The following is a 23,721-nucleotide window of genomic DNA, read 5'->3' as shown; positions in this document are numbered from 1 at the left end:
GAGGGTCGCGACTCGAAAGAGTGATTTACTTCCGGTGACGGCCTTTTCCGGTGGTCCGCGTCTTCTCTTCGGCCTGCCCGAACCGGGCGACCGCACGGTCCCGCATGAAGCCGAGCGGATCGGGCGCGTGCAGCCGCAGCATCACGCCGTGGACGTCGTCCGGCCGCCCGTATCCGGTCGCGCGGCTCACCACGTAGGTGGTCAGGAAGGCGGCCGGGACGGTGATCAGCGCGGGCTGGTTCGAGAACCACGGCGCCCAGCCGCCGGTGTACTTGCTGACGATGTTGACCACCAGCGCGGACAGCACGAGTCCGCCGCCGACGAGCATCCCGGCCAGCGCGCCGGGCCAGCTGAGCTTGCGCCACCAGACCCCGAGCAGCAGCAGCGGGCTGAACGTCGACGCGGCCAGCGCGAACGACATCCCGACCGAAAGCGACAGATCCTCCGACGGCAGCAGCACCGCCAGCGCGAACGGGATCAGCGCCACGATCGCCGTCGCCACCCGGAAATCGCGGACGCGGCCGGGAAGGACGTCGGTGGACACGACCCCGGCGACACTCACCAGCAGCCCGGACGAGCTCGACAGGAACGCCGCGAACGCGCCGGCCGCAGTCACCGCGCCCAGGATCTGCCCCCAGAGTCCCGGCAGGACCGCGGACGGCAGCAGCAGGACGGCGGCGTCGGTCTTCCCGGTCACCAGCAGTTCCGGGACGTACATCCGCGACAGTGCGCCCAGCAGCGTCGGGAACAGGTAGAACAGGCCGAGCAGCAGCAGGACGTGCACCGTCGTGCGGCGCGCGGCCTTGCCGTCGGGGTTGGTGTAGAAGCGGACCAGGACGTGCGGCAGGCCCATGGTGCCGAGGAACGTCGCGAGGATCAGCGAATAGACCTGCAGCAGATCGGTGAGACTGCCGGAACCGGGCCGCAGCCAGTCGCCATTGGACGTGGGCGCGTCGCTGACCACCGGCACCGGGGTGCCCGCGGTGAACTTCAGCGTCGTGCCCTTGGCGACCTTGTGCGCGGCCTCCGGCGCCCACACCGCGAAACCGTTGGCGCGCGCGCCTTCCACCTGGCCGTAGGCCTCGAGCACGGTCACCGAGGTGACCTTCAGCGTGACGTCGGCCTGCACCGAAACCGTGGTGTTCTCGGGGAAGGTCGGCGGGGCGGGCTGCCCGAGCGGGCGCGCGCTGCCCGGCGGTCCGGCGCCGAGGAACACGATGCACAGGATGAACGTGGGGACCGCGATGGCGAACAGTTTCAGCCAGTACTGGAAGGCCTGGACGACGGTGATCGCGCGCATCCCGCCCGCGATCACGTTGAACCCGACCACACAGGTCACCAGGATCGCGCCCGCCCACGCGGGCACGGGCAGGATGGTCGCCAGCGTCAGGCCCGCGCCCTGCAACTGCGGGACCATGTAGAGGATGCCGATGAACACGACGAACGCCGTCGAGACGCGGCGCAGCATCGTCGAACCCAGCCGCATCTCGACGAAGTCCGGCAACGTGTACGCGCCGGACCGCCGCAGCGGCGCGGCGACGAACAGCATCAGCGCGAGATAGCCCGCGGTGAAACCGATCGGGAACCACAGCGCGTCGGCGCCGTCCTTGAGCACGATGCCGGCGACGCCCATGAACGACGCGGCGGACAGGTACTCACCGGAGATCGCGGCGGCGTTGCGCCGGGAGCGCACGGTGCGGCGGGCGACGAGGAAATCGTGCGTGCTGACGGCAGACCGCGAGGAGCGGTGTCCCAGATAAAAGGTCAGGACCGCCACCAGCACGATGCCGGCGATGGCCCAAGAGTTCAGCTGCACGGTGTCATTTAATCGCGCGCTGACGGAAACGCGCTGCCAGGGCGCGGCGAGAGCAGGTCGGTCACGCAGGCATCAAGGCGCCCTGCCACCGCGTTTCCGTGGCCTTCGGCCACAAGAGGGCGCGCGATCATGGGTCCTCCTCTATGTGCAGCTCCGCAATCAGTTCTCGATCATGTCGACGAAGTCGCGTTCATGACGTTCGGCGAGCCGGTTGTACCAGAGGCCGATCCCGAACAGGAACGGGAAAGGGGCCACGCCGAGGATCAACCAGGGCAGCGGAATGCCCACGACGACCACTCGTCCGAAGGACGGGATCAGGTAGAAGAGCACCGGAAGCGAACACAGCGTGACCATCACCAGCAGCGCCAGCCAGGAGGCCGTCCGCAGCTGGATCTTCACCAGATCCTTGACCAGGAGCTTGCCCCAGCTGGTCTGTTCTTCGAGCTCGACCCTGGCCCGCAGGGTGCTGGTGGCCTGCCGCGGATCGGCGAGGATCACCCGCTGCCGCTTGGGTTTCGCGTGATGTTCGGGTTTGGCCTGTTCGTGCTTCGGACCGGACGGCGCGCCCGGCACGGGCTCGACGGCGGCGCCCTCGGGTTGCGCCGGTTTCCTGCGCTTGCCCAGCGTCGGGTCCGGCTCTCGGACGCCGTTGACCCGGCGGTAGTAGTCGTCGGTCACGACGACCGGTTGGCGCCGACCAGCCTGTCCTTGAGGGCGCGCGTGTGGCGGCGGCTCACCGGCAGCACCTTCTCCTCGTTACCGATCACGACCTGGTAGCCACCCTGGCCCATACGCAGTTCGGTGATCAGCGGCAGCGAGACCAGGAACGACCGGTGGATGCGGACGAAACCCGCCTTCTCCCAGCGTTCTTCGAGCTGGGCGAGCGGGATGCGGACCAGATGGCTGCCGTCGTTGGTGAACAGCCGGGCGTAGTCGCCCTGCGCCTCGACCCAGCGGACCGAAGACCGCGGGATGAGCTTGGTGGTGCCGGCCAGTTCGACGGGGATGACCTCGTCGTCGTTCTTGACCTGCCCGAGACCGCCTTCCGCGCCGAACTGCGGCGCGGCGTTGGCGGCGAGTTTGTCGATCACGCGGGTGATCGCGCGGTCGAGACGATCCTGTTGGTACGGCTTGAGCACGTAGTCGAGCGCGCCGAGGTCGAAGGCGTTGACCGCCTCTTCCGCGTGTCCTGTCACGAAGACCAGCGCGGGCGACGGGCGCAGCGCGGCGAACACCCGGGACATCTCCATCCCGGACAGACCGGGCATGTCGATGTCGGCGAACACCGCGTCCACGATCGGCAGACCGCGGGCCTTGCGATCGGCCAGCCTCGGATCGTCCGCGGACAGCAGGCGCAGCGCCTCCGAAGCGTCGATCGCCGGGTAGACCAGGGCGACGTGCGGGCTGTTCCGGAGACAGTGGACGAGTTCGTCTAGCCCTTTGGGCTCATCGTCCACCGCCAGGACAATGAGCTTCCGGGTGTCATCGTGAGCACTCACAGTGAGACGCATCCTGCCCATTGCAGGGTTCCTTGTCCAGCCCGCTTCACGAAAGTCGAACGAAAGGACGGCACCGGCACCCCCGCGCCCGGGGTGGCCGGTGCCGTCATCTTTTCCGGTGACACGAACCGCCTCGCCGTGCCACATCTATCCCTTCACGGAGTGAAGGTGAACCAGTTGACGCTCACGAAATCGGCAGGCTGGCCGCTGGTGAAGGTCAGGTGGACGTCGTGTTTCCCGGTGACACCACTGATGTTCGCCGGGATGGTCCGCCAGCTCTGCCAGCCGCCGGTGTTCGCGACGGCGAAGCTGCCGACGGGCGGGTTGGACCGGCTGTCGAGCCGGACTTCGACGAGCCCGCTCACGCCGCTCGCCGCTCCGGACGCGACGCGCGCCTGGAACTGTCTGCCGGTCTGCGTCCCGAAGTCGACGTTCGGATACGACGCCCAGTCACCATTGCCCGCCGGGCCGATGCTCTGACCACCACCGGAATCCGATGTGGCCTGTTTGGCGATGCCCGCCGCCTGGCCGTACGACTCCGCCTGGATCGTGCCGTACGCACTGCCGCCGCCCGGGTTTTCGGTGCCGCCGCCGCGGGTCAGGACGGTGACGTAGTCGACGAGCATCGGATGCCCCGGCACGATCCCCGGCCCCGGTGTCGTGGTGCCGGAGTTGTTGTTCGGGAACGCGCCGCCGATCGCGACGTTCAGCAGCACGAAGTAGCCCGCGTGGTTCGTCATGTTGGCCCAGGTCGTGGCGTCGACCTGGTTCTGGTCGACCGAATGGAACTGCTGTCCGTCCACCAGCCAGCGGAACACGTTGGGGCTGACGCTCGTGTCCCATTCGAAGGTGTAGGTGTGGAACGCGCTCTGACAGCTCGCGCCGGGACACGTGCGGCTGCCGACCAGCCCGGTGGTCTCGTTGCAGGGGCCGCCGGGGTTGACGCCGCAGTGCAGCACGCCCCAGACCGTGTTGATCCCGTTGACGTTCTCCATGATGTCGAACTCGCCGACGGCGGGCCAGTTCCAGTAGTTGCCGCGATACGGCGAGCCCAGCGCCCAGAACGCGGGCCAGTAGCCGAGTGCCGCGGCGCCGGTGACGTTCGGCATCTGGATGCGGCCTTCGATCCGCAGCGCGCCACCCGCGGGCGGTTTGAAGTTCGTGCGCTGCGTTTCGATCCGCGCCGAGGTCCAGTTGCCCGCGCCGTCGCGCAACGGCGTGATCCGCAGGTTCCCGGAACCGTCCTGGGCCAGGTTGGCGGGGTTCGCCGTGTAGTTCTGGATCTCGCCGGTGCCCCAGTTCGCCGGGCCGCCGGGGTACGCGTGGCCGGTGTCGACGATCCAGTTCGCGCTCGACGGGAGCGAACCCGCGGCGCCGGTGAAGTCGTCGGTGAACACAGTGGTCCAGCCGGCCGGGGGCGGCGGGACGGCGGCGGTCGCGGGCAGGGCCAGAGGCACCAAGAGCAAGGCCGCGCCTGCCAGTGCGACCTTCCAGCGGCTCGTTCGGGAACGATTAACGGACATCGGACCTCCTCGTCAACGCTGTCGAGGTTTGTTGCCGTTCACAACAAAGCGGTATGTCCGATATGAGACCTGGTCTGAACCACTTACGCCTACCACCGTTCGGGTGAATCCCCGCCGCCCCCGAACGCGAGGAAAGGTCCTTTCCTCGCAAATTTCGCAAGGAAAGGACCTTTCATTGCACGCGGGTCAGAGGCCGAAGCGGCTCCAGGCGGCCTTGGACTGGACGGCGTCCAGCAACGCGCTCGCCGCGGCGGGCGCGCCGATGCCGAGCCGCGCCAGCAGCGGCTTCTTCGGTTCGGCGACCGAGATCTCGGCGTCCGGGTACCGCTCGGTGATCACCTGGCGGAGGCTGCCGACGCCGTCGATCAGGCCGAGTTCGACCGCGCGGGCACCCAGCCAGACGTCGCCGTTGAAGAGGTCGTCGGAGCCGGAAAGCCGGTCGCCCCGGCGCTCGGTGACCCAGTCGACGAACAGTTCGTGGAGCTGGCCGTGCATCTTCTTCAGCCACTCGACGTCTTCCGGCTTCTCCGGGCTGAACGGGTCGAGCCGGGACTTGTTCGCCCCCGCGGTGTGCAGCCGCCGCTCGATGCCGAACCGCTCCAGCAGTCCGGTGAACCCGAACCCGCCGCTGATCACGCCGATGGAGCCGACCATCGACGTCCGGTGCGCGTAGATCTCGTCGGCCGCGCAGGCCAGCCAGTAACCACCGGACGCGGCGACGTCCTCGGCGAAGGCCAGGACGGGCACCTTCTTCTCGTCGGCGAGCTGGCGGATCCGCTCGGCGACCAGACCGGACTGCGTCGGCGCGCCGCCAGGGGAGTTGATCTGCAGCGCGACGGCCTTCAGCCGCTCGTGGGCGAACGCGCGGGTCAGCGCCGATTCGACGGCGGCGAGGTTGATCGACCCCCTGGCCAGGGGTGACGGGGTCGGCGTGATCACCCCGTGCAGCTTGACCACGGCGACGACGTCCTTGCGCTCACCCCGTTCGCCGATCATCGGGAGACGGGAGGTCAGCTTGTCCGCAACGCTCATACCGCCAGGTTACCGACGTTCACGACGGCAGCACGCCGCTGCGCGAACCGCTCACCCCGCTGGCCTCGTTCGGGCCGCCCTGAGGCGGGACGGTGGCGCTGTCGGCGGAGAAGTCCGGCAGGTTCGGGCGCACGCCGGGCATGAACTTCGGCACCCGCAGGGTCACCTTCATGCCGGCGCCGGGCGCCGTTTCGACCATGAGCGCGTAGTCGCGGCCGAACACCTGCTGCATCCGCTGGTTGATGTTGCCGAGGCCGACGTGCGCGCCCGTGCGGTGCTGGCTGCGCAGGTCCGCCAGTTTGGCGGGCTCCATGCCGATGCCGTCGTCTTCGACGCTGATCAGCGCTTCGGCGCCGTAGTCCTCGGCGATCACCGTGACGCAGCCGCCGGACGGCTTCGACGCGAGACCGTGTTTGACGGCGTTCTCCACCAGTGGCTGGATGATCAGGAACGGCACGACCACCGAGAGCACCTCGGGCGCGATCTTCATCCGCACTTCGAGCCGTCCGCCGAAACGGGCGTTCTCGATGGTCAGGTACCGGTCGATGTTGCGCAGTTCCTCGGCGAGCGAGGTGAACATGCCCGACGTCCGGAACGAGTAGCGCGTGAAGTCCGCGAAGTCCTGAAGCAGCTCTCGCGCTTCCTCCGGATCCGTCCGGATCAGCGACGAGATGGTGTTGAGCGCGTTGTAGACGAAGTGCGGCGAGATCTGCGCGCGCAACGCCTTGATCTCCGCCTGCTGCAGCTGGTTCTTCGATTCGTCCAGGCGCGCCAGCTCGAACTGGGTGCAGACGAACTGCGCGACCGCGTCGGCCATCTGCACCAGCCGCCCTCGGGTGCGCCCGACGACCAGCAGCGCGGCCTCGGTCTCGCCCTCGACGATCAGCGGCACGATCACCGCCGTCCGCATCCGGCAGGTGCCGCGGTGGTTGCACGGCATCTTGTCGTGCGCGACGACCTCGCGGCGGTGCTTGCGGATCGCGTTGCCGATGGCGTCGACGAGGTCGACGTAGTGGTCGTTGGCCTCGCCGTCCCAGGACAGCAGCGTGCCTTCGCTGTCGGTGATGCCGACGGCGACGCAGTCGAGCATCTCCAGCAGCTGGCTGGTGATCTTGTCGGCGACCTGCTCGTCGAGCCCCTCGCGGAGATCCGGCGTCGCCTTCGACATCCGGTGGACGGCCTGCAGCACCGCGTTCTCCACGATGCTCGCGGGACGCCTCAGCTTGATCAGCAGGACGACGACGAGGATCGCGAGCAACAGCGCCACACCCCAAGGGATGATCTGCGCGATTTCGAGCCCGGACACGGCGTCCATGCTCTGCGCTCGACCAACCGGGTGCAAGGCCTGCTCCCCACTTTCCGTTGAGTTGTGACAACTGAGGGTGGGGCCGACCCTACCCAAGACCCGGGCGTTGTCCCCATGGTCACTCCCCGTCGCGCGGGAAAGACTGTGCGCAGGCAATCGCTTCCGGGGGAGGAACACAATGCGCGGATCGGGGAAGCTCGCGGCGGGGGTGCTGGCGGGGGTCCTGCTGGGGAGCGGGACGGCGGCCGCGGCCGGGGACCCGGTGCGCGCGGCTGTCGGCGATCTCGTCGGCGAAGGGGGTTTCCCGGGAGCGGTCGCCCAGGTCCGGAACGGTGAGGCGGTCTCGCGCTTCGGCGCCGGATACGCGAATCAGGCCACGCGCGAAGCCGCGGGGCCGCACCACCGGTTCCGGATCGCCAGCAACACCAAGGCGTTCGTCGCCACCGTGGTCCTGCAGCTGGCGGGTGAGGGGAAGCTGTCGCTCGACGATCCGATCGAGCGGCGCCTGCCCGGTGTCGTACGCGGACCGGGCTGCGAACCGGAAAAGATCACGGTGCGCATGCTGCTGAACCACACGTCCGGCGTGCACGACCCGCTGGATCCGCACTTCTTCGACCCGTACCTCGTCCAGGGGAACCGGGCGCACATCATCACGCCGTCGGAGGTGATCCGGCGGTCGCTCGCCGACCGGCCGTTGTTCCCGCCGGGCCGCGGCGTGGAGTACTCGAACACCGGATATCTGTTGCTGGGCAAGGTGATCGAGAAGATCACCCGCGACGACGTCCGCGAGGAGATCCAGCGGCGGATCCTCGATCCGCTCGAACTCGGCCGGACGTACTTCCCGCTGTGGTCACCGTTCCTGCGAGGTCCGCATCTGCACGGGTACGACATGGACGGGAAGGACATGACCGTGTTCAGCCCGTCGTACGACTGGACCGCGGGCGCGATGGTGTCGACCGTCGACGACCTCGCGACGTTCCATCGCGCGTTGCTGGCGGGACGGCTTTTGGCGCCCGCGCAACAGGCCGAACTCAAGCGGCTGGTGCCGTACAGCGAGCTGGGTGCGTACGGCGCCGGCGTCGAGACGCTCAACCTGCCCTGCGCTGGTGGCGCGAAGACGGTCTGGGGCAACACCGGCGCGGGCCCGGGGTTCTACAGCGTCTCGATGAGCACGGAGGACGGCTCGAAGCAGCTCGTGCTGGCACTGAACGTGTACGACCTCGCCGCGGACGTGCACGGCGGGCAGCGGGTGCCGAAGCCGCCGATGCCCGCGGTGATGGCCGCTCTCTGCTGACCGCATTCAGAGGACGAAACGCGAGGGTGGCGGGTCACTTCAGCAGGCGCGACATCCGCCGGTCCGCGAGGGGTTTCCCGCCGGTCTGGCAGGTCGGGCAGTACTGGAACGACTTGTCCGCGAACGAGATCTCGCGGATCGTGTCGCCGCAGACCGGGCACGGCAACCCGGTGCGCGCGTGCACCCGCAGGCCGGACCGCTTCTCGCCCTTGAGCCGGGCCGCGGACTGGCCGACCGAACGCGTCACGGCGCTGGTCAGCACCTCGCGGATCGCCTCCGAAAGCCCGTCGAGCGCCGCCTCGGACAGCTTTCCGGTTGTGGCGTAAGGGGAAAGCTTCGCCATGTGCATGATCTCGTCGGAGTAGGCGTTGCCGATCCCGGCGATCAGCGACTGATCGGTCAGCGCCGTCTTCAGCCGTTCGGTGCGCCCGGTGAACAACTTCTCGAGCTGCGTGCGGTCCAGCGAAAGCGCGTCCGGCCCGAGCCGCGCGATACTCGCGACCTCCTTCTCCGGATCGCGCACGATCCAGACCGCCAGGCCCTTCTTCGTGCCGGCCTCCGTGAGATCGAAGCCCGGCCCGGCGGCCGCGTCGAGATGGACGCGCAGCGAGATCGGCCCCTTGCCGGGTTTGAGCGGCGCCGGCGACAACGCGTCGGACCAGCGCAGCCAGCCCGCCCTCGCCAGATGGACGACCAGATGCAGATCCCCGGCGACGAGATCCAGATGTTTGCCGAACCGGCCGGCCCCGGTGACCTCACGGCCGTGCAGCTCGGTCCACGGCGGCGTCGCCGTCTTCAGCACGCTGAGGGACGACACGTCGACGCGGAAGACCGTCTTGCCCACCGCGTGTTCACGCAGGTGGTGGGCGAGCGCTTCGACCTCGGGTAACTCGGGCATGGCCCCAGTCTCGCGCGTTCAGGCCGCCGCGACTACTCCACCGGGTGCAACGGGCCGTCGAAATCCGGCAGCGAGTGCTTCTGGATGGTCTTGGTGATCTTCGAGACCTCGCCGCGCACGGTGAACATGCCGCGGATGGTGCCCACCCAGCGCTCCGACGGCCGGTCGCCGGCCAGATCGCCCTCGGTCTCGGCGACCACGGTCCACGGACGGCGCAGAATCCACCGCAGTGGGAAGAACAGCGCGATCAGCAAGAGCGCCAGCGGTACCCACGACGGGATCATGACGTCGGCGGGAGTCCACATGATGAGCACGATCGCGAGCAGCGCCGTCACCGCGATCATCGCGATACCCGGGCCGTAGCTGCCCGCCACATCGTGCTCGAAATCGTCCGCTGTCGCGGGAGCACGCCATTCCATCTGGGCTCGGACCACCCAGTCACGGCCGTCCTCGCCGTGCACCAGCCGGTTCATTCAGTCGCCTCCCGCGCGGCCGCTCGCTCGTCGTGAGCGAGCTCCACCGTACCGTGACGGGAGCCGGATTCGCGAGAGTTCGAAGGCGATATGCCCGCTCGGGCGTTATGGGCACGTCGGGTAGTCGACACCCGGTTCCGGATAGTGGGAAGTCGGTTTGACCGGGCTCGGCTCGTCCTCCGACGTGTCGCCGGACGGGGTCCCGGTCGTGCTTTCGGGAGTCCCGGTCTCCGTCGAAGAGGACCCTTCCGGGTAAGTCGTCGACTCGGGCGTGGTCGACTGCTCGGTCGAGTCCCGCGAAGTCGTCGTGGTCGGGCTCAGCGACTCCTCGGTGGGCCTGAACGATTCCTCCGGCGGGATGTCGTCCCGCTTCGAAGTGGTCTGGTTGGAGCCCGTGCCCGGATCCGGGACCTCGTTGCGCGGCGAGGTCTCCTCCTGCGTCGGATTCTGTTCGCCCGGCGGCTGCACGACGTCTCCGCCGCCCAGCTCCTTCCGAGGCGTGCCTGCTCCCGGCAGGCTCGGCATGTCGGACACCCCGAGCTCGGCTCCGGCTCCGGGTCCTCGTCCGGTCACGGCGGGCTGGGCGCCCTTGCCCTGCAGCTGGTCCTGCGCGATCCGCTGCGGCGGGATCTCCACCGGCTGGTCATGGGCGGGTGGCGCGACCTGCGCCGGCAGCAGCGCCAGCTCCGGCAGACCACCCCCGGACAGGCCCACCGTGTGGGTGACGTCGGTGCCGAACACGGCCGGACCGGCGACGATCCCGACGGCGCCGGCGGCGGCCGTCGACGCCACCGCCAGGCCGACCTTCACCTTCGAGCCGAGCAGAAGTCCCTTGACCGACGCGGCGAGCCCGGACAACGCCCCGCTCGCGTGGGCCCCGGCGGCGGCCGGCACCAGCAGCGCCACCACACCGGCGTGCGCCCGCAGCGAGGAACAGACGTCACGCAGCTCGTCGTGGGTGGCCCGGCAGGACTGGCAGGCGATCAGGTGGGTCTTGATCCGGCGAGCCTCGGCCCCGGTCACGCTGCCCGCGGTGAACCCGCCCAGCTTCTCCACCACCGCACGGCACGAATCGGGCCCGCGGTTCACCGACAGATGCGCCTGCAGATACGCCGCGCGCAGCCCCTGCCGCGCCCGGCGGGCCAACGCCGCCGTGGCGTTCGCGCTCAACCCGAAATGCGGCGCGACCATCGACGGCTGCTCGCCTTCGACCTCGGTCTGCCACAAAACCGAACGCCAGCGCTCCGGCAAACTCGTGAAAGCGGTCGTGATCAGCGAATGCTCGGCCGTCCGGGCATGCGTGTCCGCACCCGCCCCGGCCCGGAAGGTCAGCTCGTCGTCGCTCACCGGCACGTCACGACGCGCGCCGTGCCACTCCCACGAGACGCGGCGAGCCACCGTCAGCAGATAGGCCCGGACGTAGTCACGCGGCCCGGCACCCCGGCGCAACGCCTGAAGCACCCGGAAGAAGGTCTCGGCGGTGATGTCCTCCGCCTCCGACCGATCGGCGGCCAGACTGCGGGCCAACCGCCGCACGGCGGCGGCGTGAAGTTCGAAAAGCTCCCCGAAGGCAGCGTCCTCCCCATCACGGAGACGCTGGAGCAATGCCTGCTCGTCGGATTCCGAGGCCGCCTGAAGCGGCACCGTGCCCTGCTCGGTCATCCGGCCAGGCACCTCCTCCCCGAAGGACTCACCATTCGGTCGAATGGGGACACCATACGGAGGTATGCAGCCGTCGTCACCCCTTGTACGCCAGGTGTGACACCGAAGCACCTGTAGGGGTGGGTCGAAACCGCTACAGACGGTCGGTGTATGGTTGTTCCACTGCTTCAAACGAGTGCCGGAGCAGAGCAAGACATGCGGATGTAGCGCAGCTGGTAGCGCATCACCTTGCCAAGGTGAGGGTCGCGGGTTCGAATCCCGTCATCCGCTCGCACGCGGGCACCGCGTGCGCAGGTAAAGCCTGCGCCGCAGCGTACTCGCCACAATTCCCGGGGGCCCGAGCCCCCGGAACCTCACGTTCCTTGTATCCCGCGTTGGCGAGTCGGTTCTCGGGCGCGTCGATCGTTTCGATTACTAAGTGCTACAGGTTCGGTGAGTGGGGTCACACGACCGTAGTAATTCGGATTTGTGCATATGTGGGCTGGAGAACGAGAAGCCGGCCATCTCTCGTCGATCGAGCCTTCCGCCGAAGAGGACCGCTCAGATCTCGTAGCCGTCCATCACGGTCGGCGCGACCGGGGACAGGTGCTCGTCGCCGCGCTCGGTGACCAGGCCGCGGGCCATCCGGTACACCTTGAATTCGTTGTCGTGCTCGGGATCCTGGTCGTCCCAGACGTGCAGGAGGCCGTAGGAGCCGGGCGCGAGGTCGCCGACGCGGGTGAACAGGTCCACCAGCTCGGGTGCGATCGCCGTTCCGTGTTTGTCCATGCCGCCCAGGTGCAGCACCGGCACCCCGGCCGCCCAGCGGAGGTCGAGCAGGTCGCCGTCGTCGAAGTCGCGGACGGCACGGTGCACCCGCTCGACGATGCGCTCGAGCAGCGCGGCGTCGTCGTCACCGGAAGGGCTCGCTTGGATGGTCACCCACCCGTGGTATTCGAACACCCGCCTGAGTTTAGGCAGGTCCGTCCGCCGGACGGTGGTCAGCCCGCCATCGCGGCCGGTGCCCCGTTACGCCGCAGCGCGTTCTTGAAAACCCGGTCGCCGTGCTTTTCGAAGGCGGGCACGAGCTTCTCGCCGTAGACGCACAGGGTCCGTTCCCAGGGGTGACCGAGCGTGCCGAAGCGGAAGTCGTTCGCCAGGAACATGTGATAGTCCGTGCGCGGGAACACCGGGACCGGCCACGGGTCGAGCGCGGCGTGCCGATGGGGGTAGAAGCGGTACGACTGGTGCTGCCAGTGCAGCACCCAGACCCACTCGTCCTCGGCGACGCAGTCCTTCAGCGCCGAGAGGGCGACGCGGGCGACGTCGTTCTGCTCGACGGCGTACGGGCCGACCCGGAATTCGGCCGAGGCGCGGTCGAGGCCGCCGGGCGCGAGATCCCACGCGACGGACGGGGCTGGTTCGCGGAAACCCGGCCAGGCGTGCGCGTAGGTGCTCGGCCAGAACGCGAGCTTGTCGTAGACCCAGTACCAGGCGGGCTCATCTGCGACCCTGGAGATGGCTTCCCAAGCGTTGTTCACGAGCGACCCTCGGTGGTTCGGCCGATTAAGACTGGGAAAGCTTCGTGTTCGGGGACCAAGTTGTCCAGCTCGTGGGCATTCTCCGTGAAACTGTCACCTGATCAGGTGTCTTGCGCCGCCGCCGGAACCATGAGAATGACGGTGCGTGAACGGCGAGCCCACGGAACGCGGGCTCGCCGTCGATCGATCATGCGGCCGCCTCCCAAAGACTCATGAAGGCCGATGCCTCACTCCGCACCCACGGCCGCACCTTGTCGCGATCACGCGGCGACAAGGCGAACTCCTTCGATCGCCGGACGTCGACGACCAGCGGACGCCCGCCCGGCCGCAGCTCGTCCATGGTCTGTTCGAGCAGCCACAGCACCATCTGTGCCGCGTCCCGGCTCAACGGCTCCTCCTTGAAATAGAGCCAGGTCACGTAGACGGGGCCGTCGCCCTTGCGCAGGCCGAGATGCGGATTGATACCCACCTCGAGCGAGCCGAGCCGCCATCGTGACCGGCCGACCTCGACCAGCCGCAGGTCACGCCGCCCGACGTAGCGCAGCCAGCCGTTGGCGATCTCGGTGTAGTGCGGCCGCGTGCGCTCGTCCGCGTTCTCGACCAGTGCCCGCAGTACCTCGCGATCCCGCCCGGAGATCCGCCCGGCACGGATCGCGTTCGCGGCGCGGAGGTAGAAGTTGAACCCGCCCCGGGCCGGGTCCTCGTACTGACGGCGCCAACGCCGGACGAACGAGGAACGCGAGGGACCCGAGCTCGTGCTGTACCCCACGAACGTGGGCAGGGTGATGTAGGCCATCCGTGTCTGCCTTTCGCCGCTGTTCCTGCTGTACAACGACCATTTTAGAACACATGTACGACAGAAAACGGGGCTTTACGGGTGACGCGGTGAAGGAGGCCAAGGTCCTTCGAGCAACTCGGCCGACTCCTCGAGGATCGGCACCTCGCAGACGTCCCTCGGGGTCAGGTCGGTCGGGATCCAGTGCTCGAGCATCGCCGACCAGCGCGTGATCCCGCGCAACGCCTGGGGCGACCCCAGCAGCTCGCCGACTTCGCTGACCAGGGCGCCGCCGGCCGCGGGCGAGAGGCGTCCTTGGACCATCGCGGTGAGCCAGCCGTGGATCAGCAGCCAGCGCGCGGCCGTCGGATCGGCGGGCAGTTCGAGGCCCAGTTCGTCGACGACCTGGTCGAACGCCTTGTCGACGGCGGCTTCGGCGGTGGATTCGAGCCCGGCGAGCAAGGGGAGGGACGGGGTGTCGAGTCCGGCGACGATCGCGTCCAGCCCGGCCTCGACCAAGTGGGAGGTGCGGACGTCACGTCCGGCGAGCCTGCCGATGGCCAGCTCGCGCAACGCGCCACGACACGCGTCGATCTCCGTCACCCGGTCCTACCCACGTCCGCCACCGTACCGCCAGTGGCGGTCGGCGGCGGCTGACCAGCCGAAAGAGCATCACACCGGGGAGAGCCGCGGAGTGATTCGAATATCGAGATCGGCTTCGAGCGCATGCGCCAGTCGCTCCAGCACCGGAATGGTCGGGACCGTTCCGCCCGCCTCGAACCGCGCGACTGCGGACTGCGTCATCCCCGCCCTCGTGGCGAGCATCGTCTGAGACCAGCCACGTGCCTCACGCATTTCACGCACCGTCATGCCCAGGACATAAGCCAGCTTCGCGGCCTCGTACGCGTCAGCGGCGCCGGGCTCCGCCATCCGCCGCTCGCGAAGCCTCCGCCAGTCGGTCCGATCAGCCATCGATCTCACTCCTCTCCTCACTCATCGACCGTGTGCTCCCGGGCAACGCATCGCCACATCGCCTTGCGCGCCCGTCGCACCTCACGCTCTTCACGCATGCGCGTTTTCCGGAACTCGGTCAGCAACACGATTCGCCGGCCGGACGCGATCCAGTACGTGATCCGCACGGCTTCTCCATCCAGATGAAACCGCAACTCCCGCAACTTGCCGTCGAGCTGTCGCGTGTACGGCTCGCCGAGCAACGGGCCCTGCTCCGCGAGCAAATCCACGTAGAAAGCCACTGTCGCGAAGTGCGCCGTGGACAAACTCTCCAGCCAGTCACGAACCTCCGGCTCCAATTCCACGGTACCCCATGTCATAGCTTTGATGCTATAAGTCCAGGTAGATCCACTTACGAGCGATTCGTTTGCGCTCCGGCAAAGCCGCGAGCGCTGCCGAGAGATCAGTGCTGGACCAGGTCGTGAGTGGACGCAAGAATGAGGAAAGACCACATCAACCACCCATAAGGGTGCATGCAACACTGGCTGCCCACACCCGGCGGCAGGGGGCTAAATGAGCTGGCAAGACGAGCTTCGACAGCTGGACGTCGAGCTGGCCGCGGGTCGTATCGGGCACGCCGAACACCGCAGGAAGCGCGACGAGCTTTTGGCGGAGGCCTCCGGTGGGACGATGCCGTCGCCTGTGCCCTCGCCGCTGCGGCGCCCCGGCGGGACGTGGCACAGCACCAATCCCGCCGCGCGCCCGGTCGAGCCGTCCGCGGTCACGGTCCAGCAGCCCCAGCCGTACCAACGGACGCAGCCGGTCCACACGCCGCCGCCGACCGTCGGGGAGCCCGAGAAGAAGGCCGCCATCCCGCGGATCGCGGACCACAAGACGACCGCGCCTTCACCCGCCGACATCAATCCGACGGTCTACCTGCGTGCCGCGCCGCCCGCGAAGAACCCATCGCCCACCGCCGCACTGAACCGGCCGCTTCCGCCCCTGGCGCCCGAGCCCGGCCCGAGTCACTACGCGCCCGCGGAGGACTACGCGGTCGTCGGGAAACGCAAGCCGACTTGGCTGTTCATCGGTGCCGGAGTGCTGGTCGTGCTGGCGTTGATCATCGGCGGGACGCTGTGGCTGGGCTCGTCTCAGTCCTCGAACGTCGCCGAGCAGCCGAGCATGGCCCAGCCGCCGGGCGACCTCACACCGTCGGGCCGACCTGACAGTGCCCAGACGCCGTTGGAAGACCGGCTGCCCGCGCTGCCGGGGACACCGTCGAAGGACAACTCGACGATGTCGGTCGCGAAGGGCGTCGAGCTCAACTTCTACTCGAAGGCCGCGGGCGACTTCCTCGCCTCCAAGAACGTCGCGTCCATCACCTACAAGGGTTCGAACGAGGGTACGAACAGTTACCTCGTCCTGGTGATCCCGGCGAACGACGCGAAGGACGCGGCCGCGATCGTCAAGTACTTCCGGGGGAACTCGATCAACGCCGGGCTGCGCGAGCAGCGCGTCGGCGATCGGCTCGCCCTCGTCGGCGCGAACAAGAACGGCCAGCTCAGCGGCTTCGGTTACGTCTCCGGGACGATGGCCGTGACGACTTGGGTCTCGCAGCCGCTCGGCGGCGACCCGCAAGCGCTCGACACCCGGCTGGAGCAGACGCTGACCTCGTTGGACACCGTTCTGCCGTCGAACTGAGAAGCACAGGTCGCGGGGAGATCACGATTCGACCCGCGAGGGCGTATCGACTCCGGGCAGTGCAGAATGTGCGAGGTCACCGCAGTGGTGGTATCGCGACGGCCGGGAGCATTCCCGCCGGAAATTCGGAAAAGGGGGCCGGTGGTGTCCTGGCAGGAAGAGCTGCGCAATCTGGACGAAGAGCTCGCATCTGGGCGGCTCTCCGCCGACGATTACCGGCTCCGCCGTGACCAGGTGCTGTCTTCGGCGGTCGCGTACGGCGACCCCGCCCAGCAGCAGGTCCAGCAGCCCGGTCAGCAGCCGCAGCAGCCGTTCCAGCAGCAACAGCCGCCCGCTCCGCAACAGCAGCAGGCGCCGCAGCAGCAGCCCGGCCAGCCCAGCGCCGACTCGACGCAGATCATCGCGCCGGTGAACCAGCCGCAGGGCGGTGAGGGCGAACGCACCCAGGTCGTCCCGAACTGGCAGCAACAGCAGGCGGACCCGAACCGCACCCAGGTCGTGCCGCCGGTGGCGTCGCCGCCGGGTGGTTTCCCCCAGCAGGGCCAGGCCTCGCCCGCGGGCGGCTTTCCGCAGCAGCACCAGGGCTATCAGCAGCAACAGCCGCAGCAGCAGGGCTGGACCGACGACAACGACGTCAGCCCGCCGTGGGGTGGCTCGGACTTCCCGCCGATCTCGCCGGTCGGCAGCACGGAATGGGTCAAGCAGGGCCCCGAGGTGTTCGAGGACAAGCCCAAGGGCAAGGGCGGCAAGATCGCGATCATCGTGATCGTCGCCGTCCTGGTCCTCGGCGGTCTGGGCGTCGGCGGTTACTTCGCCTTCTCCGGTGGCGGTGACACCCCGCCGGACCCGACGGCCGCGACGAAGCCCGCCCCGCCGTCGCCGTCACCGACCAAGCCGAAGACGCCGGAAGAGTTGCTGTTCGAGAAGATCCCGGAGCAGGCCGGTAAGGAGGACTCGAAGAGCGGCGCGATCCCCGCGGCCCAGCTCGCCGAGATCGCCGGGCTGGAGAAGGGCGAGGCGGATCTGGTCATCGCGGCCGGCGTGAAGCAGGTCGCGTACCGCGGCTCGCAGAAGGAGCCGGACGAGACCGGCCCGCAGCCGGCGAAGATCTCGGTCACGGTCATCCCGCTGACCAGCCCCGGCGCCGCGGCCGATCTGGTCAAGCAGCTTCGCCAGTACCAGGCGACCAACGGGTTCGTGCAGATCACCGAGCCGCTGCCGGGGATGCCTCCGAAGCTGAACTTCCAGAAGAAGATCGACGGCGACAAGGGCACCTATCGGGGCACCTGGATCAGCGGAAACAACATCGTCCGCGTCGACATCCTGCAGAACCCGCTCGGTGGCGAAGAGGGCGAGAAGGCGTTGAGTGGCACGTACCAGCGCGCGATGAAGAAGACGCTGGAAAACTACGCCGTCACCGGCTGATCCATGTCCGCGGCGACGGCACGGTTGCTCACCACCTTGCTCTCCCTGACCGAGGACACCGGTTCGCTGTCCGACGAGCTGCACTTCGCCGGTCAGGGCGCCGCCGAGAGGGTCCAGCTCGACCATGGCGCCGCGAACGTCCTCCGGGCGCTCGTGCTGCCGAAGGCGGCGAAGGTCCTGGAGGTCGGCGCCGGTTTCGGTGCTCTCACCAGGTATCTGGGCGAGGTCTCGGCGACGGTGCACGCCGTCGAGGCCGACCCGGTCCGTGCCGCCGCGGTGCGGTTCCGCACCCACGAACTCGGCACGGTCTCGGTGCACGACCGGCCGCCGTCCGACGGCTACGACCTCGTCGTCGTCCAGCAGCCGTACGCGACACGGGGTCTGTTGGAGTCGGTTCGCGAGCGGTTGTCGCCGATGGGCGCCGTCGTGGTGCTGACGTCTTCGCGCGCTGTCGCCGGGACGTTGGCGACGGCTGGCCTCGAAGTCCAGCGTGAGTTGCTCTGTTCCCCCGGTCACGAGGTCGCCCGCGCGGTACGGAGCGAGCGGATCGACACCGAACTGCCCCGGCTGTCCGCGGCGATCACCGGTGGTCCCGCGAACGGCCTCGCCCTGCTCTGTGGCCCCGGCGCCGCCGCGCTCTGGCCGGCCTTCCGGCTCGCGACCTACTTCAACACCGCCGAGCGCGCCGCGTTCGCGTGTACGCGCGCCGACGTAGTGCGCACCGGTGAAGGTGCCGAAGTCCGCCGCGTGCCGCTGGTGCCGTCCTCGCCGGTGGCCGGGATCTCGGTCGGACCGTGCACGGACAAGGTCTACGACGCCCCGACGATGGTCGAAGTCCTGCTCGACGAACCGGAGCGGGTCGCGGAGCTGCTCACCGGCTGGCGGGATCTCGTCCGCGCGGAGGCGGCTCGCGGGGTCGAGGCGCTGTGGGATCTGGTGCCGCACAACGTCCTCGTCGACGGTGCGGTGCTGCGCCCGATCGATCTCGAATGGCGGCACGCGGGCGCCGGAGTGCCCGAAGTGATCGAGCGCGGGGTGCTGGTGCTGGCCGACAAGCTCACCGACGCGGGCTGGTCCGCGGCGGCGGACGACGGCTCGATGCGCGATCTGGCGGGCTGGCTCGGCGTGCTGATCGGCCTCCATCCCTCCTTTGTGGACGGTGCGCTGGAGCGTGAAGTGGCCTTCTCCACGATCGGCTCGTGCGGCGCCGCGCACGGCACCGACGAGGTACGCGCGGCCATCGCCGGGATTTGGCGAACACGCCTGGCGCGGACCGTCCACGAGTACCGTTCCACGAAGGTCGGCGCCGCTGTGGCGGCGAACGAAGACGAGGTAGCGAAGCGATGACGAGCCTGCATACCGCCGGCATTCTGACCCCGGACCGGCCTGTCGGGCATCTGTTCGAGCTCCGGGGCTGGACGACCGGGATCAGCCGGATCGACGAGATGTCCGTGACCATCGCGGACGTCAAGGCGGACCTGTCCCCCGAGTCGTGCCCAGGCGCGCCCGAAGGCACTTTCGGCTGGCGTGCGGTCCCGGCCTCCGCGGTCCCCGCGGGCACTCAGGAAATCGTCGTCGCCGGCCCGGACGAGCGCGTGCTGAACCGGGCGACCGTCCACGTCGGAACACTGCCGGGTGAAGAACCGCTCTGGCTGGGCGAACTCAAGACTCCGAAGCAGGACAAGGTCGCCGAAGGGCGAGTCGTCCATGTGACGGGTTGGGCCTTGTTGCAAGGGCGGGCGCCCAGCTTGATCGAGATCATGGTCGAAGGCGGCGGCACGGTCAGGGCGCGCACCCGTCTGCCGTGCAAGGACGTTCCCGAGGAATTCCCCGGTTTCGACGACGCCGCGGTGAGCGGATTCGAGGCGCGGGTGCCCGTCGACCTCCCGTACGGCGGAGAGCGGACGCTGTCGCTTCGCGTCCGATACCGCACCGATGGCGTCGGCGAGGTCGTATCGGCGAAGCGCACCTTCACGCTTCGCAACCCTGCCGCGGATCTGGACGACGCCGAACGCGCCGACGAGCTGGCCGAGGACACCGCCCGCGCGATGGCGCGGGTGAACATCCCGACCGACCCGAAGCACGTGCTGGTGTTCACGCACAGCCTCAGCGTCGGCGGCGGGCAGCTGTGGCTGCAGGAACTGCTGAGCCGGATGGTGACCGACCACGGTTGGCAGGTCAGCCTGGTCAGCGAGACCGACGGCCCGCTGCGCGCGGACTGCCGCGAACTCGGCATCCCCGTGCACGTCACGACGCACTACCGGAGCCAGACGGTGCCCGCGTACGAAGGGCATGTCGCCGAGCTGGCGCGCTTCGCGAAGTGCTCCGGAGCGGGCGTCGCGCTCGTCAACACTCTCGGCGGCTTCGTCGGCGCCGACGCGGCGAAGCGCGCCGGGATGCCGACGGCGTGGGTCATCCACGAGAGCTTCTCGCTGCCCGCGTTCGCCTACCAGAACTGGGGCCCGGCGAAACCGCCCGCCGCGGTCTGGCAGCGCTGGGAAAGCACCCTCGCCGAGGTCGACAAGCTGCTGTTCGTCGCGGACGCCACACGCGAGATGTTCCTGCCGTACAGCAAGCCGGAACGCTGCCGGACCGTCCGCTACGGCACGCCGATGCACAAGTTCGGCGGCAGGACGCGGTCGGAGACGCGGCAGCAGGCGCGCGACATGCTCGGCTACTCGCCGGACGACATCGTGCTGGTCAACATCGGCATCGCGGAATCCCGCAAGGGGCAGGCGCCGCTGATCTCGGCGATGGAGCGGATCCACAGGATCCACCCCGAGGCGAAGCTGTCCATCGTCGGCCTGCACCCGTCGCCGTACGGGCTGGCGATGGAGGAATCGGTCGAACGCGCGGGCCTGGAGAGATCCGTCAGCCTGGTGCCGATCCAGCCGGATCCGCTGCGCTGGCTGCAGGCCGCCGACATCTTCGTGAACAACTCCGACATCGAGTCGCTGCCGCGCTCGATCCTCGAAGCCGTGTCCTGTGGCGTCCCGGTCGCGGCGACCGACGTGTTCGGCGCGCGGGAGATGATCGTCGACGGCGAGACGGGCTGGCTGTTCGAGACCAACGACGTCGACGCGCTGACCGCGGCGTTGCTGCGCGCGCTGGGCACGTCGGCCACGCGCCGCCGCGAGATGGCCAAGGCCGCGCACAAGAAGCTGCTGCCGTGGCTCGACCCGGCGGGCTACGCGCGCGAGTACTCCGAAATCCTGACCGAACTGAGTGGGGGCGTTCATGTCTGACACCGACATTCCCGGCCGTGTCCAGGCGGAGCTGACCCGGCTCCGTGCCGAACGGCAGGTCTTCACCGCCGAGCAAGACCGGCTGAAGGCGAAGCTGGCCGAAACCGAGCACGAACTGCGCGAGGCCACCGCCTCCGCGCCGGACGAAGGCGAGTCCGCCGCCATCCAAGCCGTGTTGAATCAAAAAGTGGCTTCGCAGCAGGAAGAGCTCGACGTCGCCAAAGCGCGGCTTCAGGCGCTGGAGGCCGAGGTCCTGCTCGCCCACCAGCAGCGTGACTCGCTGCGCGCGGAGCTGAAGACCTGCCGCGAGGAGCGGGACAAGCTCCGGCTCGCGCTGCTCGACGCCGAACTCGTGGTGTCGGCGGGCGTCGCCGACGCGGACGTCCTGCCCGGCGGCGAACCGTCGGTCGACCGGCAGCGCCTGCTCAACGCCGAACGGCTCGCCGCCGAGATGGCAAGAGAACTCGACGCCACACGCCGCACCGTCAGCTGGCGGGTGACCGCTCCGCTGCGGGTCGTGCGAAAGAAGATGGACCGGCCGTGACCGAACTCTGCTTCGTGTCCGCCGAGGGCGGTTCCGCCTTCATGGAGGAGCTCTTGGAGGTGGTCGCCGACGCCGTGCGCACGGCGGGCGGCAAGGCGAGGACCGCGATCGGCGCGTACCCCGAGTCCGACGGCGACACGGTGTACGTCGTCGTCCCCCACGAGTACTTCGTGACCGTCCCGGACGCCGACTTCCCGACCGCCGCGCAGTGCCGCCGCACCATCGGGTTCTGCGTGGAGCACCCCGGGACGGCGACCTTCGAGCGCAACGCGGAACTGCTGTCCATCCTGGGCGGCGCCGTCGACATCAACACCGATTCGACCGCCGAACTGCGGCGGCGCGGGATCACCGTCGAGCATTTCCAGCTCGGCTACACCCCGCTGTGGGATCTGTGGGGCGGAGACCTCGACGCTCCGCGCGACCTCGACGTCACCTACCTCGGCACGGCCGAACGGCGTCGGTCGATGCTGCTCGGCTCGTACGCGCGGGACCTCGCCGGCCTGCGGACGCGGCTGCTGACCCCGCCGCACGAGCCGATGACCGCCGCCCGCGTCGACTTTCTGCCCGGCAAGGCGAAATTCGAGCATCTCGCGCGGTCGCGGTTCCTGCTGAACCTGCACCGCGAGCGGAAGCAGACCCTGGAGTGGGTGCGCACGCTCGAAGCGATGACCAACGGCTGCGTGGTGGTCAGCGAGACGTCCGTCGACGTCGAACCGATGGTCCCCGGCGAGCACCTGGTCCTGGCGCGGCCGGAGTCGCTGGGCTCGGTCGTCGCCGCGCTCGCCGGCGAGCCGGAACGGGAGCGGCACCTGCGTTCGGCCGCCTATGGCTTCGTGAAGTCGCTGGACATGACGGCGTCCGCGCGGCGGCTGATCGAGCTGGCGTCCTCGCTGGGTTCGGCGCCCGCCGCGGACATCGCCCCGGCGCGGGCGCGGGCGACGAGCCTGCGGAATCCGGAAAACGCGCTGGCGATCGACACCCCGTCGTTCGACGCGCGGTTCGCGGGCGACCGGTCCGCCGCCGGACCTGCCTCGGCAAGCGGGACGGCGCTGTCGGCCCGGATCGCGCAGCGCGCGGCGGGGGCCCGGCGGGTCGCCTCGCGAACCTGGGAGCCTGCGGCGACGTCGATGGCAGGCACCGCCGACGTCGACGTGCTGATCGTGCGGCGGACCGGCGAAGCCGACCCGGACGATCTCGCGAACGACCTGATCACGGGTAGCGTGACCCCGCGGAAGGTGCTGGTCGGCGAGGACGGCGTGCACCCGTGGCCGCGGCCGCGCCCGTACGACGTCCTGCTGCACGAGGCCCCGCTCGGCCGCGGGCTCACCCGGAACTCGCTGCTGGAACGTTCGACGGCGTCGTGGCTGCTGGTGCTCGACGGCGGGATGCGGGCTTCGGAGTTCCTGCTGGAGCGGCTGCTGGCCGTTTCGGAGGGCGCCGACGTCGTGCACTGCCCGGTCGCGGATCCGGTGGACGGCCTGGTCGGCGCCCTGCCGCCGGAGGAACGGCGCCTGCGGACGCTGCCGTATCTCGGCAGCGGCTATCTGGTCCGGCGGTCGCTGGTCGACGAGTTCGGCGGGTGGAACACCGAGGTCCTGTTCGAAGGCCTCGAGGATCACCTGTTCTGGCGGCGGGTGGCCGCGTCGGCCCGGCCGACGACGCTGGTGCAGCAGATCCTGCTGCGGCGGCTGCGCCCGGATCCGGACTCGCGGCCGATGGACCTCGACCCGCATCGGGTGTGGGCGGCCGTGGGCGCTCTGTAGCTGCCCCGCGTGCAATGAAAGGTCCTTTCCTTGCAAAATTTGCGAGGAAAGGACCTTTCATTGCACGGGTAGTGGGCGTGGCGTTGGTCCGAAAGTGTGAGTTGGGCCGTGTCGGTGAACGTCCTCCCCCGCTGATGCGCCTTATGGGCAGAGCATCTGACGAGTTCGGATGCCGGCCGATAAGGAGCAGCCATGGCCTGGGAAATCGCCCTGGTCGCCGCGCTGGCCGTCGTGTTCGTCATACGGCTCGCGCTTCAACTGAGGCGCAGTTGACCCGATCTTGCGCACCCCGCG

The 23,721-nt window shown here is 69.0% G+C and carries 22 protein-coding genes and 1 tRNA gene; 8 read left to right on the top strand and 15 right to left on the bottom strand.

Features of this window, described 5'->3' with window-relative positions:
- Positions 1-25: 25 nt before the first annotated feature.
- From AJAP_RS00695 to AJAP_RS00670, 6 genes are all read right to left on the bottom strand, one after another.
- Complete coding sequence (locus AJAP_RS00695; RefSeq protein WP_038507291.1) at positions 26-1,816, bottom strand: sodium/solute symporter; 1,791 nt, start codon at positions 1,814-1,816, stop codon at positions 26-28.
- A 159-nt stretch (positions 1,817-1,975) separates the two neighbouring features.
- Entirely contained in the window at positions 1,976-2,494 is a 519-nt protein-coding gene (locus AJAP_RS00690) for a hypothetical protein (RefSeq protein ID WP_037333690.1), read from the bottom strand.
- On the bottom strand, positions 2,491-3,327 hold the full coding sequence (locus AJAP_RS00685; RefSeq protein WP_038522137.1) for a LytR/AlgR family response regulator transcription factor: 837 nt from the start codon (positions 3,325-3,327) through the stop codon (positions 2,491-2,493). The genes AJAP_RS00690 and AJAP_RS00685 overlap by 4 nt, the downstream gene beginning before the upstream one ends.
- A gap of 143 nt (positions 3,328-3,470) precedes the next feature.
- On the bottom strand, positions 3,471-4,838 hold the full coding sequence (locus tag AJAP_RS00680; RefSeq protein WP_038507288.1) for a glycoside hydrolase family 16 protein: 1,368 nt from the start codon (positions 4,836-4,838) through the stop codon (positions 3,471-3,473).
- A gap of 186 nt (positions 4,839-5,024) precedes the next feature.
- Positions 5,025-5,870 carry a S49 family peptidase gene (locus tag AJAP_RS00675; protein ID WP_038507285.1) on the bottom strand — a complete coding sequence of 282 codons (846 nt, stop codon included), beginning with the start codon at positions 5,868-5,870 and terminating at the stop codon, positions 5,025-5,027.
- Positions 5,871-5,889: 19 nt separating this feature from the next.
- Positions 5,890-7,185: a histidine kinase gene (locus tag AJAP_RS00670; RefSeq protein WP_038507282.1), complete on the bottom strand. Its 1,296-nt coding sequence runs from the start codon at positions 7,183-7,185 to the stop codon at positions 5,890-5,892.
- A 169-nt stretch (positions 7,186-7,354) separates the two neighbouring features.
- On the opposite strand from AJAP_RS00670, the gene AJAP_RS00665 reads away from it, so the two are divergent.
- A complete protein-coding gene (locus tag AJAP_RS00665; protein WP_038507279.1) occupies positions 7,355-8,470 on the top strand; it encodes a serine hydrolase domain-containing protein in 1,116 nt (371 codons plus the stop codon).
- Between the two features lie 34 nt (positions 8,471-8,504).
- Here AJAP_RS00665 and AJAP_RS00660 read toward each other — a convergent pair whose 3' ends face one another.
- The 3 genes from AJAP_RS00660 to AJAP_RS00650 form a co-directional block, all read right to left on the bottom strand.
- Positions 8,505-9,368, bottom strand: coding sequence for an Fpg/Nei family DNA glycosylase (locus tag AJAP_RS00660; protein ID WP_038507276.1), 864 nt, complete (start codon positions 9,366-9,368; stop codon positions 8,505-8,507).
- A gap of 32 nt (positions 9,369-9,400) precedes the next feature.
- Positions 9,401-9,841 (bottom strand): hypothetical protein, encoded by a 441-nt coding sequence (locus AJAP_RS00655; protein WP_005161585.1) that lies wholly within the window; start codon positions 9,839-9,841, stop codon positions 9,401-9,403.
- A 105-nt stretch (positions 9,842-9,946) separates the two neighbouring features.
- Entirely contained in the window at positions 9,947-11,503 is a 1,557-nt protein-coding gene (locus AJAP_RS00650; protein ID WP_038507270.1) for a sigma-70 family RNA polymerase sigma factor, read from the bottom strand.
- A gap of 197 nt (positions 11,504-11,700) precedes the next feature.
- Between AJAP_RS00650 and AJAP_RS00645 the strand changes: the two genes are divergently transcribed.
- Positions 11,701-11,773: transfer RNA gene (locus AJAP_RS00645), tRNA-Gly, on the top strand.
- Positions 11,774-12,043: 270 nt separating this feature from the next.
- Here the strand turns inward: AJAP_RS00645 and AJAP_RS00640 are convergent.
- The 6 genes from AJAP_RS00640 to AJAP_RS00615 all read right to left on the bottom strand — a co-directional run bounded on the left by AJAP_RS00640 (position 12,044) and on the right by AJAP_RS00615 (position 15,129).
- Positions 12,044-12,445: an immunity 7 family protein gene (locus AJAP_RS00640; RefSeq protein ID WP_038507266.1), complete on the bottom strand. Its 402-nt coding sequence runs from the start codon at positions 12,443-12,445 to the stop codon at positions 12,044-12,046.
- A 38-nt stretch (positions 12,446-12,483) separates the two neighbouring features.
- A complete protein-coding gene (locus AJAP_RS00635) occupies positions 12,484-13,023 on the bottom strand; it encodes a DUF2716 domain-containing protein (protein ID WP_038507263.1) in 540 nt (179 codons plus the stop codon).
- 187 nt (positions 13,024-13,210) lie between these two features.
- Positions 13,211-13,819 (bottom strand): hypothetical protein, encoded by a 609-nt coding sequence (locus tag AJAP_RS00630; protein WP_038507260.1) that lies wholly within the window; start codon positions 13,817-13,819, stop codon positions 13,211-13,213.
- 75 nt (positions 13,820-13,894) lie between these two features.
- A complete protein-coding gene (locus tag AJAP_RS00625) occupies positions 13,895-14,401 on the bottom strand; it encodes a hypothetical protein (RefSeq protein ID WP_038507258.1) in 507 nt (168 codons plus the stop codon).
- Positions 14,402-14,470: 69 nt separating this feature from the next.
- Entirely contained in the window at positions 14,471-14,770 is a 300-nt protein-coding gene (locus AJAP_RS00620) for a helix-turn-helix domain-containing protein (RefSeq protein ID WP_038507255.1), read from the bottom strand.
- A 17-nt stretch (positions 14,771-14,787) separates the two neighbouring features.
- Entirely contained in the window at positions 14,788-15,129 is a 342-nt protein-coding gene (locus AJAP_RS00615) for a type II toxin-antitoxin system RelE/ParE family toxin (RefSeq protein WP_038507252.1), read from the bottom strand.
- 193 nt (positions 15,130-15,322) lie between these two features.
- Here AJAP_RS00615 and AJAP_RS00610 point away from each other — a divergent pair, with 193 nt between their 5' ends.
- The 6 genes from AJAP_RS00610 to AJAP_RS00585 all read left to right on the top strand — a co-directional run bounded on the left by AJAP_RS00610 (position 15,323) and on the right by AJAP_RS00585 (position 23,427).
- On the top strand, positions 15,323-16,450 hold the full coding sequence (locus AJAP_RS00610; protein ID WP_038507249.1) for a hypothetical protein: 1,128 nt from the start codon (positions 15,323-15,325) through the stop codon (positions 16,448-16,450).
- Between the two features lie 141 nt (positions 16,451-16,591).
- Entirely contained in the window at positions 16,592-17,875 is a 1,284-nt protein-coding gene (locus AJAP_RS00605) for a hypothetical protein (RefSeq protein WP_038507246.1), read from the top strand.
- A 3-nt stretch (positions 17,876-17,878) separates the two neighbouring features.
- Positions 17,879-19,222, top strand: a complete 1,344-nt coding sequence (locus tag AJAP_RS00600; RefSeq protein ID WP_038507243.1) for a methyltransferase — start codon at positions 17,879-17,881, stop codon at positions 19,220-19,222.
- On the top strand, positions 19,219-21,120 hold the full coding sequence (locus AJAP_RS00595) for a glycosyltransferase family 4 protein (RefSeq protein ID WP_038507240.1): 1,902 nt from the start codon (positions 19,219-19,221) through the stop codon (positions 21,118-21,120). Before AJAP_RS00600 ends, AJAP_RS00595 begins: the two co-directional genes overlap by 4 nt.
- Positions 21,113-21,664: a hypothetical protein gene (locus tag AJAP_RS00590; protein WP_228694830.1), complete on the top strand. Its 552-nt coding sequence runs from the start codon at positions 21,113-21,115 to the stop codon at positions 21,662-21,664. The genes AJAP_RS00595 and AJAP_RS00590 overlap by 8 nt, the downstream gene beginning before the upstream one ends.
- Positions 21,661-23,427 (top strand): glycosyltransferase family protein, encoded by a 1,767-nt coding sequence (locus AJAP_RS00585; protein ID WP_038507234.1) that lies wholly within the window; start codon positions 21,661-21,663, stop codon positions 23,425-23,427. The genes AJAP_RS00590 and AJAP_RS00585 overlap by 4 nt, the downstream gene beginning before the upstream one ends.
- The last annotated feature ends 294 nt before the right edge of the window (positions 23,428-23,721 follow it).

Origin of the sequence: Amycolatopsis japonica, assembly GCF_000732925.1 — a bacterium.
GTDB lineage: Bacteria > Actinomycetota > Actinomycetes > Mycobacteriales > Pseudonocardiaceae > Amycolatopsis > Amycolatopsis japonica.
The sequence above is the reverse complement of the archived record's forward strand: the minus strand, read 5'-3'. Positions and strand labels throughout refer to the sequence as shown.